Here is a 15229-nt window from a genome sequence, read left to right on the forward strand (position 1 = left end):
ATCACCGCAGAGAGGCTGCCAGCGGTAATCTTTGTGGTAGTAGCTCCAATCGCCCGCCCATTGCGCGTGCCAAGTCATTAGGCATTGAGCGCGATTCTTGAGCTTCAAAGATGGCAAATTATGGAGCTTACAGCAGTAATTTAGGATGCGAATATCGAAGTCAGAATTGTAAATTAGAAGCTGTTTATCCTTGAGTATTTCGGCAATTTGGGGATAGATTTGGGGAAAGCTTGGCGCATCAGCCACTACCTCATCAGTGATTCCGTGGATAGCTGAAACCTCGGCAGGAATGGGGATTGAAGGCTTGATTAGAGTATTTAGTAGGGGTTCGCCGTCACGATTGATGACAGCTATCTCCACAATCTCGGCGTCATAAAGCCCCGTTGTTTCTGTGTCTAAAATTGCTAGGTTTTCAGCAGCTAGCTCATCCCGTGCCCACTTCACCGCCCTTACTCGATCGCGCTCAATGAAACCGACCTCGTTGTACCATTCCTCATACTCTCGCTTGATTCGAGCTTTTTCGCGGTTAGCGGCAAGCGTTTCGAGTTGCTTTTCTGTCGGCCTTCTTTTTGGGCGGCAAGACTCTGGGTTATCGGGGTCATAGAGCAAAACGTCGTATTTCTGGGTCCTAATAATCCCGACTGCTTTTAGGGGCGACAAACCCAGTTCTGCAAGCTGTTTTTTGGTTTTGAGGTTTTGGGGAGGTTCGCCGGGTTTTCCCCACCATTTGTACTCATCCATCGCCGCCCCCTAAAATTTCCTCAATTTTCGAGATAGTACCTTTCGGCAGCCTTATATCTTTAGCCTGCTTTATATCTTTAATCAGCTTGGCATCTGTGGCTAGCAGGGTTTTGAGGAAGTTTGCAACTTTACCGGCTTTGTCTGATAGGTCGATCGCTGGCGCTGGGTTCTGCTCGATCGCTGGCGGCGGATTCTCTTTAAGTTTTGCCAGCTCTGTCAGTGTGCGATCGAGTTCTGATTGGAGTTGCTGGCGATCGGCGCGTTCGGCTTCTAGTTGCTGGTTAAGTTGCTGGCTGATGATTGTCAGAGTTGAGTAGTTGCCCCTTTCCTTTGCCAATTCCTGTTTGGCTGCTGCGAGTTCGTCTTCAGTTTGTTTGAGCTGTTGCCTGAGCGCTTCGTCATTGGGGCGATCGGTCAGGCTGCGGACTCCCCCAATTCAGTCCTCAACTGTTCGATCGCGCCCGACATCTTCCGCTCAACAATTTCGGCAATACGCTGATCTAAGCTGTCGGGTATGTCGCTGGGTATGTTGCTGGCGGTGTTACCCGGTGTGGTGCTAGGTGTGCTGCTTTCTACCTCAAAAAATTGTGCCAGCGCTTTGTTGACCGCCGCCGAATACATCAGCCCTTTCTTAGATTCCAGCCCGTTGTCAGTACAATATTTGCTCAGAGCGTCCTCTACAGCTTTATCAAGGTATACGGCGATATGTTTCTTATCGGTTGCCATGTATGTTACCCATCGGTCAGTACAACATCACGATAACATACCTAATAGACAAGTAACACACTATAAGTTTTAAGTATGTCTTGGTAACACACTATAAGTTATCTGTATGTTACTGGTATTGTACATAGTATTGTATTTTAGTTATACTGGTAACATACCAAACAAACCACCGCCCGAAGTTTACGACGCCTAGAGCGGTGGCTACATCCCACAAGAGGACTTAACTAATGAAACTAGCACAAAGAGCTACAGCAACGATCGCCCGCCCCGTCAAATTCTCCAAACCAGCACCTAAACCCCAAATCTGGGAAGCTCCCACAACAGAAGTCCAAGTCAACGACATTATCCGCAAACCGTTCTGCCCGATCGCCCGCGTAGTCGGCAAAGAAATTCTTAAGGACGGCCGCACCTGCCTGATTGTGACTTTCCCGAACTGCCGCGATCGGCACACAGAAGAGTGGGTACTGCCAGCGGTCGAAGTCATCGCACCCGCAGTCACCAGCGCACCTTCAAAACCCGCAGCAGCAAGCCACGCAACCACCACAGCAGCAGTTACCCGCGCACCCATAGCGCCAACCGCGATCGGAACCAATGACGAACCCCCCAACAGGGGAGATAACGGACGGGGACGGGTGCAACCGATCGCACCTAAGAAGCTCAACCTCTCGCTAGTCGCCGTCAAACGGATCACCTCTGATATTCCTGCCAGCAACTTCGATCAGTTCGAGCTAGAGGTTTTGGGCGAGCTCAGTTTGGCGATCGGCGGGTTCATCATTCCCCCGGTACTGGTAAGGGATTCCAGCGGGTATAAGGTTATCAGCGGCCATCTTCAATATCACGCCGCAGTTCTGGCGCGGCGACTTAACCCACGGGCCGGCGAAACGATTCCGGCGATCGTACTTGAGGAAGAAAATCAGTCGGCGGCCCTCAACCAACTTAAGCGGCTGAAGTTTGCGGCCTAGATTTAGTTGCCCCAGTCTCGAATGGCTGGGGCTGTTTAAAGTCGCTCAATCTTACATAACAGCGCTAATGTAATATTCAGGAATGCCCAAAATGACTCTCGCAGTTTCCAATCAACCCGCCCCACAAGTCATCGCCCCCGGCACTGCCACTGCCCAATTAATTGATTTATGGGTACACGGCAAGTCAAAAAATACGGCGGCTCTGTACCGTCGCGTTGCAACCCTGTTATTAACTACCACTGATAAACCGCTTCAGTGGCTGACTCTCCAAGATTTTCAAAGCTTCTCTGATACCTTAGAAGGAAAGGAGCTATCCCCTTCCTCCCGTCGCACCTATATATCTGTTGTGAAAAGTCTCCTAAGTTTCGCGCACCGCACCGGCCTGATTCCCGTTAATGCCGCCGCTGCTTTGACTACCCCGAAGCCCAAGGATACTCTCTCCCAGAAAATCCTGTCTGAGCTTGAAGTGTTGACCATGATTGCTCTGGAACCGTGCGATCGAAACAAGTTGATTCTCAAGACTTTCTATTACGCCGGACTCCGGGCCTCGGAATTGTGCGATTTGAATTGGGAAGACTTGACCCCCAACGGTGAAAGCGGCCAACTTCTGATTTATGGCAAGGGTGGCAAAACTCGTGTGGTTCTACTTCCTGCGTCTCTGTACCGGGAAATTCTGAACAGCAGAGGGGACGCTGGGAATTCTGAGCCCATTTTCAGGAGTCGGAAAGTGGCTAACGGCGGGCGCTTGCACAGGGTTTCGGCGACGCACTTGGTCAAGGAAGCTGCTAAACGCGCTGGAATTTCTGAGAAGACTAGCGCTCACTGGCTGCGACATTGCCACGCGAGCCATGCGCTTAACCGTGGGGCCCCGATACATTTGCTCAGTCAAACTTTGGGTCATGCGTCGGTTGCCACAACTTCTAAATATCTCCACGCCAAACCCAACGACAGCAGCGGACTGTATCTGATGTAGCGGCAAGGGTTTGGGGCCGTCACTCAGGACATTACCCTATCCTGATGTAGCATCGAGGCCGATCGCACCCGGCGCCAATTAATACAGTTAATGCAGTCAGCGCACCCGCCGCAACACTGTATTAACTGTTTTTATTGTCGATCGGCGTGACGGGCATCCCCGCACGGCCTCAGCCCACAAATCGGTAATTCTGCCGTAGCTCTTGCTCTGTAATCGGCTCTGGGTTTAGGCTTCGGCGGGTTTCCCTGATGCTTACGTGCTTCATGAATCCGGTGGGCTGCGATACAATCTCGAATTCTTTACCCGATTTTTTATTTACGATTTTGAGCCCCGGCACAATCTCGATCGCCTGCTGTGCGTATATATCGGCGATCGCCAAATCTTGCCGATCGCCCACGGCTGCAATTAGAAAATCCTGCCCCCCTACGCTGATCATGGTGGCTGGCAAATTCTTACCCCGGAAATTGATAAATTCTTCCATCGGTTTTGTGTAATTTTTACCTTAATTATACCACGAATAAGCGCTAAAAGCTATACGCTGTAAAGGTTTCCGTCGTTCCGCTTGGGTATCAAAAAATATTAGAAAATATCATTAAATATCCGATCGCGGTACGGCGGGCGATCGGGGGCAACAAGTAAAGCGAAGTAAAGCAAAACTAAAATAAACTAAAGTAAATTCAAGCAAAAGTAAAATAAACTAAAGTAAACGTAAATAAAGTCAAGCAAAACCAACATATTTTGTACATACTCCACCTCAGCAATATGCACAAAATATGTAAAAAATATGTTTTGGGCGATCGAGCCAAACCCGATCGCCTCAATGCCCACAGAGGTTAGCTTTCGTTAGCTTTCGTTAACTTTCGTTAGTTTTTGCAGCCGATCGAACACCCCAAAATCCCCCGCCCCGCCGACAACTGCCAGAATATCGGCTGCTGTGACTTTTCCGGCGTCGATCAGCTTGTGGGTTAGGCTAGGACACTTTGCGACACGGTACAACACGCGCGATCGGACAACTTGAACGGATTCGGCGACTAGATTATTCGACATCTTCAGTCACCTCCGGCTCTGTTGGTTTTGGCGCGGGTTCTGCGGTTTCCGGCTCCTGTGAGTTATCGGTTGGCCGTGCTGGCTCTACCTCTGCCTCTGGCTGTGGCTGCGACTGCTTACGATTGGCATTAGCTAAAATCCTGCAAGCTTCATTCTCTTCATCACTCAGAAGCTTTTTGATTGCTGCTTTTAGATGCCCTGTACTGTCCAATTTGATTGATTTTTTAGCAGCCTCTCTGACCGCTACCGCGTCATTTTCTGCGATCGCTTTCCGTAGTGCGGCAACCCCCCGGTTTACCAGTTCGGGGTCAGGTTCTGGCGGCGCGATCGACTCTGGCGCTGCTGTTGATGGTGTTTCCGGTTCCGGTGCGCGAAGTGCGATCGACTGTGCTGCCGGTGACGGATGCGGTGACGGGTCGGGTGACGGGTCACAATCGGCTACTGGTAAGGGTTTCAGCTCCGGTGACGGATTCACCGATACCTCGCCCTTAACATTTGCTATTTCTTCGCTGCTAAATACTGGGGATTGCTCTATTTCAATTTGATTGTTGTTGCTGTTGTATTGTGTATTTTTTTCCACCTGAGTATAGGGTTTATCCGTCACCGGAGCTGTAATTGGCTCTGGGCAAAGGTTCTGACCCGTCACCTGACCCGTCACCGACCCGTCACCTGACCCGTCACCGGCTTTGCAGCGCAATTGCAATTCGTAATCGTAGGTCGGCAGGTGCTCATCTGCTTTGGTGCGGAGCCGCAATCCTTTGATGATTTTGCCTACCTTGGTGTGAGCTTTCTCAATCTGCCAGCCAAGGATTGTATTCGCGCATTCAATCAGATTAGGGCTAAAATTCTTTATCGCCTGCGGTTTATGGCCTTGATCGTCACAATATTTGTGATATGCCCAATACAGCGAGCCCTCGGCACTGGGGGAATCGCCGATCGATACTTGTGCAAGTGGATCGAGAATTAGTTTGTCGTTGAGGAAGCCTGCGATCGAATCTTCCCGAATCTTGCTCTCCCAAAATTGCGCGCTAATTTCAGGGATATCCATCACGCCGCGCAAAGTATTGGCTACCCAAGCATCATCCAGAGAAAGTAAGTAATTTGTGAAGGCCGGCAATTCTGGCTCAAAATCATTATCAAGATTGCGGCGGGCATTCCGGGCTACCACGGCATCAAAAGGCACGGCGATCGTCCGGCGCGACATACCGCTAGAATTGTCCGCGCCAAAAATAGGGAAGTTCGACGCGACAACTACCATGCCCTCAAACTTGAATTTAAAGGGCTTCTTGCCTTTTTCCTCAGCTCGCAGCCAGTCGCCGCCCGTTAATTGTTTGAACTTGCCCAGCGATCGCGTTCCCTTGTCTTCGTCTGGAAATATTAGCAGTCGTTTGCCGTAGGCCTGAGCTGCCTCAAAGCGATTCCCGCACCAGTCATCTAGTGTGGTGCTGTGTGTATTTTCAAGCCCAATCAGTGCTATCAGAAGGCGGCAGAATGTACCTTTGCCACTGCCGCCGATGCCGATGAGATGGAGAAATTTTTGGATATCAGCACGGCCCTTAAGAGTAGCAGCGGCGTAGGCTAGCAGCAGATTCTTGATATGCAGATTGCCTCCCGTAGCGGTATCGAGCCATTGAGAAATATTCCCCCAGTCGGTTGCTACGATCGAGTGGGGCCGTGGTAGCGCCCATGTAAATTTGTAGCCCGGTGAGTGCGGGTACAGCTTACCCGTGGCAATTTCTAGAGCTCCATTCTGAAAGGGAAGTAAGCCGGTTTTGGGCTGCCATTTACGCTCGATCAGTTTGCACCGCAAGAATCGCACTGTTGCCCCAATGTACCCAGGGGGAATATTAATAATCCCTTTAGATTCAATGATTTGATAGACGATCGACTCGATAAATTCATCAGTCTCCGGGCTCCAGATGCCCGGTGCATCGGCTTCGTAGCGATACCAGCACAGTACCTCATTGTTGAAGGCAAGCTTATCTCGGTAATCTTCTGCAATCTGCCGGGCCATTGCATCCGAGCTAGGGATTTTGCTTTTTTTCTCTTCGGTATCGCCGATCAAATCATCCCAGTCATTGTCAGTATCAGCGACGCCCGCGCTCGCGTGTATTTGCGCTTCCAGCCGCCGGATAAATTCATCCGCATCCATAGCGTCCAAAATTTCCTTGATATCTCCTTTGTCCGGGATGTCGGGATAGATAGCCACCGGATCTATTACGATGCAGGGGAATTGCAAGCGATCGCACACTGATTTAATTAACTCTGCTTTCTTGATTCCCGTGGCATCGTTGTCTCGCAATATCACTAGCGTGACATTTTTGCCTGTTGCTCGTAGCGCTTCAACTATCGCCACTACCTGAGCCTCAGTCCAATTGCTCCCCTGAAATGTCAGACTGACGATGCCGTGCGATCTGGCGAGTTCGACATTCTGCTCTCCTTCTAATCCCAAAACTGCGATAGCTTCGTTAACGTCTACATCCTCCAAAATCTCGACTACTTCGTTAATGCGATAAGCTGGCCAAAAGCCATCGCCTTTTTTCCAGTTTCGTTTGCCGTCGTTGTCTACGTGGCTCTGCCGATAGGTTTTATCGTGACCTTTCGGATTAGTTTCGTCGGGCCACTCAATCCGATATACCTTTTTACCATTGCCGTAGCAGTAAGCGGTTTGAGTAAGAGCCGATCGGCTTTTGCCACTGACTTTTTTCTCTCCTCTGACTATCTTCCAAAGTTCGTCATCGATCGGTTCGGGGGCGGGGCAATCCCAGGCGGGTTCAGCTAATTGCAGTAGCCGCAGGTTCGCAGGGATGGGGGCTACTTTTGGCTTTGGTTGCTGGCGGGATGCTTTCTTGGGAGCGGGCCGATAACTGGGGATTGCCCCGCCCCTAACCTCGCTCCACGGTCGAATTGCTTCTCTGATGGATGCCGACTCGCAATCCCCCGACCAGCACTTGAATTTGCCAGATTTCGGATCGATCGACAAACTGCTACCTTGACACACCGGGCATTCGTAGTAGTTCTTGCCCTTTTTGGATGGGGTCAAGCGATCGATGTGTTCGCGGATGTCGAAGGTGGATAGTGTGGTAGACATTACACGCCACCTCCGATCGCCGTTTCAAACCCAACAGCAGAGAATCCCCGGTTTGCTTGCGCGGATATCGTGGATTGTGGATTTATCGCTGCAAAGCTAGCTCCAAACAATCTACGGTTAACTTGCGTATTTAGAGGGGATTGTGGTAAGATAGGCTGATAACAAGGCTTTGCAGGCTCTTGAAACTTATGAGCAGCTCTATGGATAGTGTAAGAATTCAGAATTTGCTCGATCGCACCGCTACAGATGGCGGGAATATTGCTACAGACATCTGGGGTACTATTAGAAGCCCCAAAAACAGTGCAGAAATTGCACTTTATTCTTTTTTCAAGTTGTGACATGATGGTAGTGATCGGCGCTCTTATTAGGGTGTTTGGTTGGTAGTTTGCTAACTTTGTCGTGCAATCTTGGCGGACAGACGACAAAAGTTAAGTTGATTGTTTTAGATAACAAAAAGATGCGCTGAAGCCCTTATGCTGCCAGCGCATCTTCGTTTTGAAATTGTATTTTTGTTTTCGATTCCATGTGCTTATCGAGTTGATTTAGGTAAATCCAAAGTGCCTCTTCAGCAAAAGCTGATCGAGACACTCCGAAAGAGGCAGCATAGGTATCAAGTGCCTCTGTTAGATCGGGGGAAAGCGCAAAAGATATTCTGAGTTTTCTTGCCGCTGAAAGCATAAGCACCTTCTTAATTTTTGCTAGTTGTCGGTTTTGTCTCAAATCCTTAAACCGGGCGATCGGAAAGTTTCTTACTCGATCGAATGAACTTCCTTTAATGTAGCAGATAGCATTAAGAAGTTCGCAATCTTCAATAAAACTTATAGCAACTTACTACATAGGACAAATAAGATATATCAAGATATTCCACGATATCTTGATATATCGTGGAATATCTTATTCCCCCTTGGGAGCAAAACTAGCAGGAGTCATTGATTAACAATTTGATGCCTCATATTGGTGTACAGCTTGTCAATTTGACAAGCAAAAAGATTATCAATTTGATTAGCCAAATTTCCCTGGTTTCCTCACACCGCCGATCGCCACAGTCCCCACAGTCGGCACGGGCGACCGCAAACTTAGTCAGGTCTTGCCCTTGCCCCTTCCTCCTTTTGCCGTCGTTGCTACGGTTGGTTCCGCTGCGGTTGTTTTTTTGCGGACTGGTAGTGGGCTGGGTTCATGCTCCTCCAACCATTTCATAATCATTTCTCCTAGGGCATCACCCATATCCTGTCCTCGCAAAGCACAGGCTGCTTTAAAGCGGGCCCGTACTGACTCAGGGACTCGACCCCTGATAAAGACAGCTTTTTCGGTTTCGATTTCTTCAGTCACAAACAAGCTCTCACGACTTTATTTTTATTGTCGCATTGCTATCTACCCTTTTATTTGCGATTGTCATTGTGTCAATTTGTCATTGTGCTATACTAGCACTCATAGACGCAGTAAAGACAGTTCTGAGCGTAAAACGGTCACACGTACATTCCCGCAGGGTTGCTCAAAAATTGGCTCGAAAATCGTCTCAAACTCTTACGCCACAAGGCAAACCCGAACCATGCAAACTGAATATCGACAAACCACGCTTGGCTCTATACAGCCACATCGCGCCGTCGCGCGTTCTGTGTTGGCTGTTGACCCCGGCAACCGTTTCACCAAGTGGATCGACGGGCAAACAGTGCGATCGATTCCTAGCTACGTCAAAGCTTTGGAAGATTGGGAGGAAGGTGGCGCCGATGCCCACAGCTACGAAATTGCCCTCGATGGCAAGCGCTATTTAGTCGGACGCTTGGCACAACTCATGGGCGGGGCTCCGGCTTTCGAGTCCGGCAAGGCTGTTTTAGCTCATCTGCTAATCTTGCCAGCCCTTGCCAGCGACAGCCCGCAGCGCATCGAACGGCTTGTTATTCCGACGCCAGATTCTCGCAATCTGGCGACGATCGCCAAACTGAAGGAACTCGAAACAACAATCGAGTTTTCTGTAAACGGTCACGACTGTTTGACCACAATCCGATCGGTAGTTGCCGTTGATGAATGTCGGGGCGCTTACGATTTGGCACTGGGTCGGCAGATGTGGCGTTATCCCCAAAACCCCAACGGCATCTTAGACATCGGCGGCGGTACAGCCATCGCCCGACTGTTTGCCCCCGGTGGTGCTTTGCTCCGGGACGCTGACATCGTGCTACCAGGAACTTCGCACCTCGCGCAAAGACTAGCAGCGGCGATACTTCCGAAGGTTGGAACGACTGCGGACGCTGGCTCACTGATGGACTCGATCGCCGCCAACAATTTTATATATGGCAACACTGAAATCGATTTCAGCCGCGAGTTCGTAGCAGTCCGGGATTCTTGGACTGCCGACATCCGCGCCAAGCTAAAAGCCAATTGGGCAAAATACTTGCCCTCGCTCGGCGAACTGATTGTCATCGGCGGTAGTGCCAATCTGCTAGAGCCGATGTGTGCAGCTTCAAAGGGCCGCTTCAAAGTTGCCCCCCGGCCTCAATTCTTTAACCTCTACGGACTAAACAAGGAGACAAACTAAATGGCACAAACACGCGCTGTAATGCCTAGTAAATTTGTACCGCTGGCAGATGAACTGCTTGCCACCACTGGCGCTAACGACTACTCAACCTTGATCGGAATTCTCTTGAGCCGCTACGGCAAGCACCTTCTCAATACTTGGGAGATTGCCAATTGCCCGCAGGCAGCAGCAGTTCAGCAGCCGATCGCCCAACAGTCGATCGCACCGGAAACCTTTACCCCGATGGAATTTTAGCAATGTTTAATAGACTGGTTGATTTGTTTATTTTGAAGGTTGTTGACGGCCAGCAACAAGAGGAAGTCCCCTTGGACGAGATTCACGACGTAAAAATCACGAGCTACCGAGACGGGCAACACTACGGCAATATTCGCTGTGATGGGCGGATTGTGGAGGTTGTAGATGGAGATAGCCGCGACCAAATCTTAGACAAAGCTCAAAGTTTCGTTGCCGACCAATACTAAAAACTGAGGAGAAAAAATGATTACTGATGATGACCTGACCCCGATCGACCTCTCCGACTTCTGGGAAGAAGAACCCGCCATCCTGACGGAACCCGCCCCCAACCCTCGCGGCATTGTGCCTGAGTATGTCGATCGCCAAATCAGCCGAATTCCCATCTACGGTGACGATTCCCGGTGGCGGTTGGCAAGTCACCTCGATATGTTTGAGAATCTAAGCCCCGATGGCACTTTGACCCACGCCCAACGGCAAGCTGTAGATAATTTCGTGCTTGGGTATCAATACCAAAAATCAAGCCAGCCGACTTCCCTTGACAAGTAATCGGCTGGCTGCACAATCCTCCCTCAGCAAGGGCTGGGGGATTTTACCGTACTGAGGAAATTTTATCATGATGCAAGTTTTCCGGGTAGCCCAAACCCCCGGCGCTGCACACATCAAGCGCCAGTTTAATTATGAATCCGGGCCCCTTACGCCAGAGATGGTGAATGCAGCGGGCAAAGAAGCAAAAGTGCTTGAGCTTCAGAAGCAATTGCGGACGGCGTACAACAGACATCACGCCAAGATTAGAGCAAACACAGTCGAAGTGGAACGCCTCACACTCGAAGCCATTGAAAGCGGACTCACAGACAAATTGCAGATTGACAAATATGTAGATAAGGCAATTATTGCCAGCGCAAACCACGACCAAAAAATCATCAATTTGCAGCAGCAATTACAGCACGAATTGGGCTTAATCAAAGTGCAAGGTGCATCTGCCCAAACCTTGCAAAATATAGATTTTCGCCAGCGGTTACTGTTAATAAAAGCGAATCATCAGGCAAAAGGTGAGATACAGACTAACGGCTTTCAGCAGTCTCTCAAAGCTATTCAAGCATCCCCGCAACAGGTGATCGCCATGCAGCAGCGACGGTCAGACTTCAACAACTACATAAACGCCAAAGACTTCGATCCAATTCCAGCCACAGCAGGCAGTTCCGGCGGTGGCAACAGTTCGATCGCCAGTAACGGCAAAGGATTCTTAGGCGGTCTTTTTGACTTCTTCAGTGGCAAGAAATAACACACACTAGCAGCGGGTCACACGGCCCGCTTTTTTCGTATGTACTCACAAGAATTCGACGCTTCAGAATTTGACTATCTCAACTCAACAACTCCCCAACAATTTGAACAACAAAACCAAACCCAGACTCCCGAAGTAACCAACATCGAGCGATTCTGGAACCTGACCGGAAACTGGGGAGAATTCGGCTCCTACTTTGGTGCTGGTTTGTCTGCATCCCTTATTGTGCGGGCAATTCCGGCGCTTATCCCGTCCGCTGTGATACTGATTCCGGCAGTCGGGTTAGGGTTGGCAGTGTTCACTTTCTCCTCTGAAGGTTCGGCAAAATTACGCTCACAGTTAATACTAATTGCCGTGGGAACTGCCTTACTCGCTGCTAATTGGGATGCGTGGCTGGCGTGGGTTGCAGCTAATAGTCAATTGCTACTTTTCACCGCTGCTTTACTAATCATCTGCGGTTCGTTCGTTATAACCCAAGTTTGGAGCAAATTGAATAATGCTAACTAACAAAAATCAAGCAATTGTATCTACCTTGTTAGGTATAGGAATTGCAGGTTTTGCGGGTGCAGTTGCCCTTCCATTCAATGACCAAATCGAGTTTAAGTTAGGCAATCGGATAGAGTCCCGTCCCGCGTGGCTTGTACCTGCTAAAGCTGAATTTAAGGGCATCCAGCGTGGCTATGGTGGTATTAAAATCTTGCTTGCTCTGCTAGCTACTGGGGGCATGGTGGCGACGATGCTAATTGCCCGGAAGGAAGGGGAATTGGAGCCAGTACGGCAGCGGATTAAGAAGTATCAAGAGAAGGCTTACGAGTTCGGGTTTGCTGCTGAAAGCGCCTATCAAATGAGCACCTTGGCTACCAGGTACAAGAAACTGGCAGATGCGGATGAGGTGGCGATTGAAGGTGAAATCGAAGCTGCTTATATGCAGTCACTAGGGATTGACCCAAATGCTCAGCAGCCCTTGCTTACTGGCACAGCGACGCTCGACTCGATCGCCAATCCCGGAGATAAGGTACAGCAGGCAACCTCGCCGGCGATCGAACCAGAACAGCCGGAGCAAACCGACGGCCCCAAAATGCCGGACTTGACTTGGTATCCCTCGGTGCTTATTCATGGTGTACCGGGGGCGGGCAAAACATTTTTTGTAGAGCAAGAGGTTAAGAGGCGGCTAGCAGAGGGGCATCAGGTTGTTGTACTTGATCCGCACGCTGCGTATGGCCAGTGGGAAGGTTGCGAGATTGTTGGGACTGGCATGGACTATGAAGCTATTGATGCTAAATTGCGATGGTTCAGGCAACAAGTTAAAGACCGTTATAAAGAGAGAAATTCCAAACCCAATCCTACATTCAAACCCTTAACCATCGTGGGTGAGGAGTTCACTAACTGGGAGTGTAACTGTGAAGAAAGCGACGAACATTATCGCACTTGCAACACTGATATTAGAAAGGTGGAATGCTACAGCATTATTGTAAGTCACCTCACAACTCAAGCGGGTTTGGGTGGTGGTAAAGGTCTGGCAAAAATGAAAACAGGAATGATTGAAGTAGAACTGGTAGGCATTTTTAATCCAGTTACGAAGCGGGCAACCCCTAAGTTTGAGGCATGGGTAAAACTACCAGGACAGAAGCAATCAGAGCGGACGTTGGTTAAATTAGCCAAACATCATTCAGCTCCCAAAGATGCGATTGTTGATGACGTTTCCGAGGCTCAAGACAGCACTCCCGACAATCCATCTGGGAAGGAAGCCCCCCTGCCACAGCCAGACGCCGGAAACCTCCCAAATCCTTACGGGAAGGGGACGGCGGGGACGCCAGATGTGGAAGGATCGGACACTTCGGAAGCCCTAGAGCAGAGCTTAAATAGCTTTTTGGCTGAAGTGCTAGCCGAAAACCTTCCGCCCATCTTTGCCGATGATTTCCCGCTTAAAAAGCATGAACGGCGGGTGCAATTAGCAAAGCTTGTAATTGCCAAAAATCTAGGCAAACAGAAAACAATTTTCTTACTCTGGGGAGTGACCGATGGTGGCAGAAATCATCAGCGATATGTGGATGCGAGAGAGATGCTTGAAAAGTTAAGCAAGGGTGACAACAATGACAACAACTAACTCACAAATTCAAGCATTATTGCCTGAAGGATTCTCACCAGAGGCACAGGAAACAATCATAGAAATGGTGCTCGAAAGCTACTCAGAAGGCAGTGATTTAAAGAAGCAAGTAGAGGATGCCATTGAGCTATTTGAGGCTGATTATCCTGCACTTGCTGTATGCCCTAAGTGTGAAGGCTGCGGGTGCGGTTACTGTGATTTTGATGGACTATACGACCCCGATGAAAAAGAACCGGACGGCACAAACTAATGACTAACACATACCTAATCTCAGTCCGTCCGACGTGGGCTTCTGCCTTCTTCCTTGCCCGCAATCCAAAGTCGATCGAACTCAGAAAAAGCAACTTTGGGGCATCCTTAAAACCGGGCGATACTATTGCAATTTATGCCACAGTTCCGACTGCTGAACTGCTAGGAATTGTCCGGGTTTTGAAGCGTGAAAGACTACCGCTCGATCGACTATGGCAAGCATCGCAGCAAGGAAGGCTGGCAAAAGTATCACAGGCACAATTTAATGCTTACTACTGCAATCAGGAATCAGGTATTGGCATCTGGGTAGGAGCAGCCCAACTGCTACCTAAGCCGATCGCACTTTCCAAACTTCGCCAGAGCTGGGGCGATCGTTGGCAGCCCCCACAGCAGATTCAGAAATTAACCTCTGAGCAATTGCTGGCACTGAACATCGCCCGCTGAACATTGCCAACATAAACGAGCGCTACGGTGTTAGAGATGATTTGACAGCGTTAGCTTTCTCAATGATCGCGACTGTTCAGTCGAGTCTACCAACACGCCACGATTTGATTTTATGGACAACGATCAATATATCGAGCAACTCTTGAACCTTCAAAAACGAGTGGAAGCTCTTGAAGCTATCATTCACGGTTACGGGCTGGCGCAGGAATTTCAACCACTGAAGCTGGCAGCGGTGGCTCTCAATCAATCTGAGACAACACTTAGAAAAGCTGTGAATGCAGCGAGGTTAAATCCGCGCAAACACCGCGCTAAACTTGGGGTGCATTTCAAATTTAACGGCAACCGAATATTGATTAATGTAGTGGCGTGGGAGAGGGATATTAACTCAATACCACCGGAAAATCTGTGATTTTAGTTTGATCAAAAAAGAAGCCCCTGGTGTTGTTCCAGGGGCTTCTTTTTTGGAATGTGTCGCGCTGCAAATAACGACAAACCTATTCTACCGATCGCCCAAACTCCTAAGCCGCTATACTGCAATCATTGGGGCAAAAGGATGAAAGCCCGTTGCCAATTACCAATTACCGATTACCCCATCGTGTAGAAAAAGCCCTCTGACATTTCGGTCGGAGGTTTTTTTTGTTTTGGGGTGCGATCGTCCGCCGCATCACTCAGGCCGTGGCACGGGGCAATGAAAAGTATCGTCATCAGCAGCCATTTTTTTAATCCTTTCTAGGGCAGCCAAGCAATCCCCTAAAGCTCTATGATCACCGCAGAGAGGCTGCCAGCGGTAATCTTTGTGGTAGTAGCTCCAATCGCCCGCCCATTGCGCGTGCCAAGTCA

At 49.5% G+C, this 15229-nt stretch carries 21 protein-coding genes; 13 read left to right on the forward strand and 8 right to left on the reverse strand.

The window, feature by feature from the left end:
• From QUA07_RS28565 to QUA07_RS28575, 3 genes are all read right to left on the reverse strand, one after another.
• On the reverse strand, positions 1-741 hold a 741-nt coding region (locus tag QUA07_RS28565), incomplete at its 3' end, for a 3'-5' exonuclease (RefSeq protein ID WP_333332240.1).
• Positions 734-1078, reverse strand: coding sequence for a hypothetical protein (locus tag QUA07_RS28570; protein WP_333332243.1), 345 nt, complete (start codon positions 1076-1078; stop codon positions 734-736). The genes QUA07_RS28565 and QUA07_RS28570, both read right to left, overlap by 8 nt.
• A gap of 77 nt (positions 1079-1155) precedes the next feature.
• Positions 1156-1467, reverse strand: coding sequence for a hypothetical protein (locus QUA07_RS28575; RefSeq protein ID WP_333332246.1), 312 nt, complete (start codon positions 1465-1467; stop codon positions 1156-1158).
• A gap of 227 nt (positions 1468-1694) precedes the next feature.
• On the opposite strand from QUA07_RS28575, the gene QUA07_RS28580 reads away from it, so the two are divergent.
• Positions 1695-2429 (forward strand): hypothetical protein, encoded by a 735-nt coding sequence (locus QUA07_RS28580; RefSeq protein ID WP_333332249.1) that lies wholly within the window; start codon positions 1695-1697, stop codon positions 2427-2429.
• Positions 2430-2520: 91 nt separating this feature from the next.
• Positions 2521-3402 (forward strand): tyrosine-type recombinase/integrase, encoded by an 882-nt coding sequence (locus QUA07_RS28585; RefSeq protein WP_333332252.1) that lies wholly within the window; start codon positions 2521-2523, stop codon positions 3400-3402.
• Between the two features lie 169 nt (positions 3403-3571).
• Here QUA07_RS28585 and QUA07_RS28590 read toward each other — a convergent pair whose 3' ends face one another.
• The 3 genes from QUA07_RS28590 to QUA07_RS28600 all read right to left on the reverse strand — a co-directional run bounded on the left by QUA07_RS28590 (position 3572) and on the right by QUA07_RS28600 (position 7540).
• Positions 3572-3883 (reverse strand): hypothetical protein, encoded by a 312-nt coding sequence (locus tag QUA07_RS28590; protein WP_333332257.1) that lies wholly within the window; start codon positions 3881-3883, stop codon positions 3572-3574.
• 362 nt (positions 3884-4245) lie between these two features.
• On the reverse strand, positions 4246-4449 hold the full coding sequence (locus QUA07_RS28595) for a hypothetical protein (RefSeq protein ID WP_333332259.1): 204 nt from the start codon (positions 4447-4449) through the stop codon (positions 4246-4248).
• Positions 4439-7540: a phage/plasmid primase, P4 family gene (locus QUA07_RS28600; RefSeq protein ID WP_333332262.1), complete on the reverse strand. Its 3102-nt coding sequence runs from the start codon at positions 7538-7540 to the stop codon at positions 4439-4441. Before QUA07_RS28600 ends, QUA07_RS28595 begins: the two co-directional genes overlap by 11 nt.
• Positions 7541-7740: 200 nt before the next feature.
• Here QUA07_RS28600 and QUA07_RS28605 point away from each other — a divergent pair, with 200 nt between their 5' ends.
• Positions 7741-7878 (forward strand): hypothetical protein, encoded by a 138-nt coding sequence (locus tag QUA07_RS28605; protein ID WP_333332266.1) that lies wholly within the window; start codon positions 7741-7743, stop codon positions 7876-7878.
• 133 nt (positions 7879-8011) lie between these two features.
• On the opposite strand, the gene QUA07_RS28610 is transcribed toward QUA07_RS28605, so the two are convergent.
• Both QUA07_RS28610 and QUA07_RS28615 read right to left on the reverse strand, forming a co-directional pair.
• Positions 8012-8218: a CopG family transcriptional regulator gene (locus QUA07_RS28610; RefSeq protein WP_333332269.1), complete on the reverse strand. Its 207-nt coding sequence runs from the start codon at positions 8216-8218 to the stop codon at positions 8012-8014.
• Between the two features lie 402 nt (positions 8219-8620).
• Positions 8621-8869 (reverse strand): plasmid partition protein ParG, encoded by a 249-nt coding sequence (locus tag QUA07_RS28615; protein ID WP_333332272.1) that lies wholly within the window; start codon positions 8867-8869, stop codon positions 8621-8623.
• A 220-nt stretch (positions 8870-9089) separates the two neighbouring features.
• Here QUA07_RS28615 and QUA07_RS28620 point away from each other — a divergent pair, with 220 nt between their 5' ends.
• The 10 genes from QUA07_RS28620 (at position 9090) to QUA07_RS28665 (ending at position 14798) form a co-directional block, all read left to right on the forward strand.
• The gene (locus QUA07_RS28620; protein WP_333332275.1) at positions 9090-10073 is read left to right on the forward strand and encodes a ParM/StbA family protein; all 984 of its coding nucleotides are present in this window, start codon (positions 9090-9092) and stop codon (positions 10071-10073) included.
• Positions 10074-10307, forward strand: coding sequence for a hypothetical protein (locus QUA07_RS28625; protein WP_333332278.1), 234 nt, complete (start codon positions 10074-10076; stop codon positions 10305-10307).
• Positions 10226-10534: a hypothetical protein gene (locus QUA07_RS28630; RefSeq protein ID WP_333332281.1), complete on the forward strand. Its 309-nt coding sequence runs from the start codon at positions 10226-10228 to the stop codon at positions 10532-10534. Before QUA07_RS28625 ends, QUA07_RS28630 begins: the two co-directional genes overlap by 82 nt.
• A 16-nt stretch (positions 10535-10550) precedes the next feature.
• Complete coding sequence (locus QUA07_RS28635; RefSeq protein ID WP_333332284.1) at positions 10551-10853, forward strand: hypothetical protein; 303 nt, start codon at positions 10551-10553, stop codon at positions 10851-10853.
• Between the two features lie 67 nt (positions 10854-10920).
• Positions 10921-11589: a hypothetical protein gene (locus QUA07_RS28640; RefSeq protein ID WP_333332287.1), complete on the forward strand. Its 669-nt coding sequence runs from the start codon at positions 10921-10923 to the stop codon at positions 11587-11589.
• Positions 11590-11628: 39 nt separating this feature from the next.
• Positions 11629-12096, forward strand: coding sequence for a hypothetical protein (locus QUA07_RS28645; RefSeq protein WP_333332290.1), 468 nt, complete (start codon positions 11629-11631; stop codon positions 12094-12096).
• Complete coding sequence (locus QUA07_RS28650; RefSeq protein ID WP_333332293.1) at positions 12086-13696, forward strand: hypothetical protein; 1611 nt, start codon at positions 12086-12088, stop codon at positions 13694-13696. Before QUA07_RS28645 ends, QUA07_RS28650 begins: the two co-directional genes overlap by 11 nt.
• Complete coding sequence (locus QUA07_RS28655) at positions 13683-13946, forward strand: hypothetical protein (protein ID WP_333332297.1); 264 nt, start codon at positions 13683-13685, stop codon at positions 13944-13946. The genes QUA07_RS28650 and QUA07_RS28655 overlap by 14 nt, the downstream gene beginning before the upstream one ends.
• Positions 13946-14389, forward strand: coding sequence for a hypothetical protein (locus tag QUA07_RS28660; RefSeq protein ID WP_333332300.1), 444 nt, complete (start codon positions 13946-13948; stop codon positions 14387-14389). The genes QUA07_RS28655 and QUA07_RS28660 overlap by 1 nt, the downstream gene beginning before the upstream one ends.
• Positions 14390-14501: 112 nt before the next feature.
• On the forward strand, positions 14502-14798 hold the full coding sequence (locus QUA07_RS28665) for a hypothetical protein (protein ID WP_333332303.1): 297 nt from the start codon (positions 14502-14504) through the stop codon (positions 14796-14798).
• Positions 14799-15229: the final 431 nt, after the last annotated feature.

Origin of the sequence: Microcoleus sp. T3_A4 (assembly GCF_036700465.1) — a bacterium.
Taxonomy (GTDB): Bacteria; Cyanobacteriota; Cyanobacteriia; order Cyanobacteriales; family Microcoleaceae; genus Microcoleus.

Bases quoted from the DNA above. Each gene is read 5' to 3' on its own strand.
- QUA07_RS28575 (WP_333332246.1), bottom strand. From the start codon at position 1,467: ATGGCAACCGATAAGAAACATATCGCCGTATACCTTGATAAAGCTGTA.
- QUA07_RS28580 (WP_333332249.1), top strand. From the start codon at position 1,695: ATGAAACTAGCACAAAGAGCTACAGCAACGATCGCCCGCCCCGTCAAA.
- QUA07_RS28585 (WP_333332252.1), top strand. From the start codon at position 2,521: ATGACTCTCGCAGTTTCCAATCAACCCGCCCCACAAGTCATCGCCCCC.
- QUA07_RS28590 (WP_333332257.1), bottom strand. From the start codon at position 3,883: ATGGAAGAATTTATCAATTTCCGGGGTAAGAATTTGCCAGCCACCATG.
- QUA07_RS28595 (WP_333332259.1), bottom strand. From the start codon at position 4,449: ATGTCGAATAATCTAGTCGCCGAATCCGTTCAAGTTGTCCGATCGCGC.
- QUA07_RS28600 (WP_333332262.1), bottom strand. From the start codon at position 7,540: ATGTCTACCACACTATCCACCTTCGACATCCGCGAACACATCGATCGC.
- QUA07_RS28605 (WP_333332266.1), top strand. From the start codon at position 7,741: ATGGATAGTGTAAGAATTCAGAATTTGCTCGATCGCACCGCTACAGAT.
- QUA07_RS28610 (WP_333332269.1), bottom strand. From the start codon at position 8,218: ATGCTTTCAGCGGCAAGAAAACTCAGAATATCTTTTGCGCTTTCCCCC.
- QUA07_RS28620 (WP_333332275.1), top strand. From the start codon at position 9,090: ATGCAAACTGAATATCGACAAACCACGCTTGGCTCTATACAGCCACAT.
- QUA07_RS28625 (WP_333332278.1), top strand. From the start codon at position 10,074: ATGGCACAAACACGCGCTGTAATGCCTAGTAAATTTGTACCGCTGGCA.
- QUA07_RS28635 (WP_333332284.1), top strand. From the start codon at position 10,551: ATGATTACTGATGATGACCTGACCCCGATCGACCTCTCCGACTTCTGG.
- QUA07_RS28640 (WP_333332287.1), top strand. From the start codon at position 10,921: ATGATGCAAGTTTTCCGGGTAGCCCAAACCCCCGGCGCTGCACACATC.
- QUA07_RS28645 (WP_333332290.1), top strand. From the start codon at position 11,629: ATGTACTCACAAGAATTCGACGCTTCAGAATTTGACTATCTCAACTCA.
- QUA07_RS28650 (WP_333332293.1), top strand. From the start codon at position 12,086: ATGCTAACTAACAAAAATCAAGCAATTGTATCTACCTTGTTAGGTATA.
- QUA07_RS28655 (WP_333332297.1), top strand. From the start codon at position 13,683: ATGACAACAACTAACTCACAAATTCAAGCATTATTGCCTGAAGGATTC.
- QUA07_RS28660 (WP_333332300.1), top strand. From the start codon at position 13,946: ATGACTAACACATACCTAATCTCAGTCCGTCCGACGTGGGCTTCTGCC.
- QUA07_RS28665 (WP_333332303.1), top strand. From the start codon at position 14,502: ATGGACAACGATCAATATATCGAGCAACTCTTGAACCTTCAAAAACGA.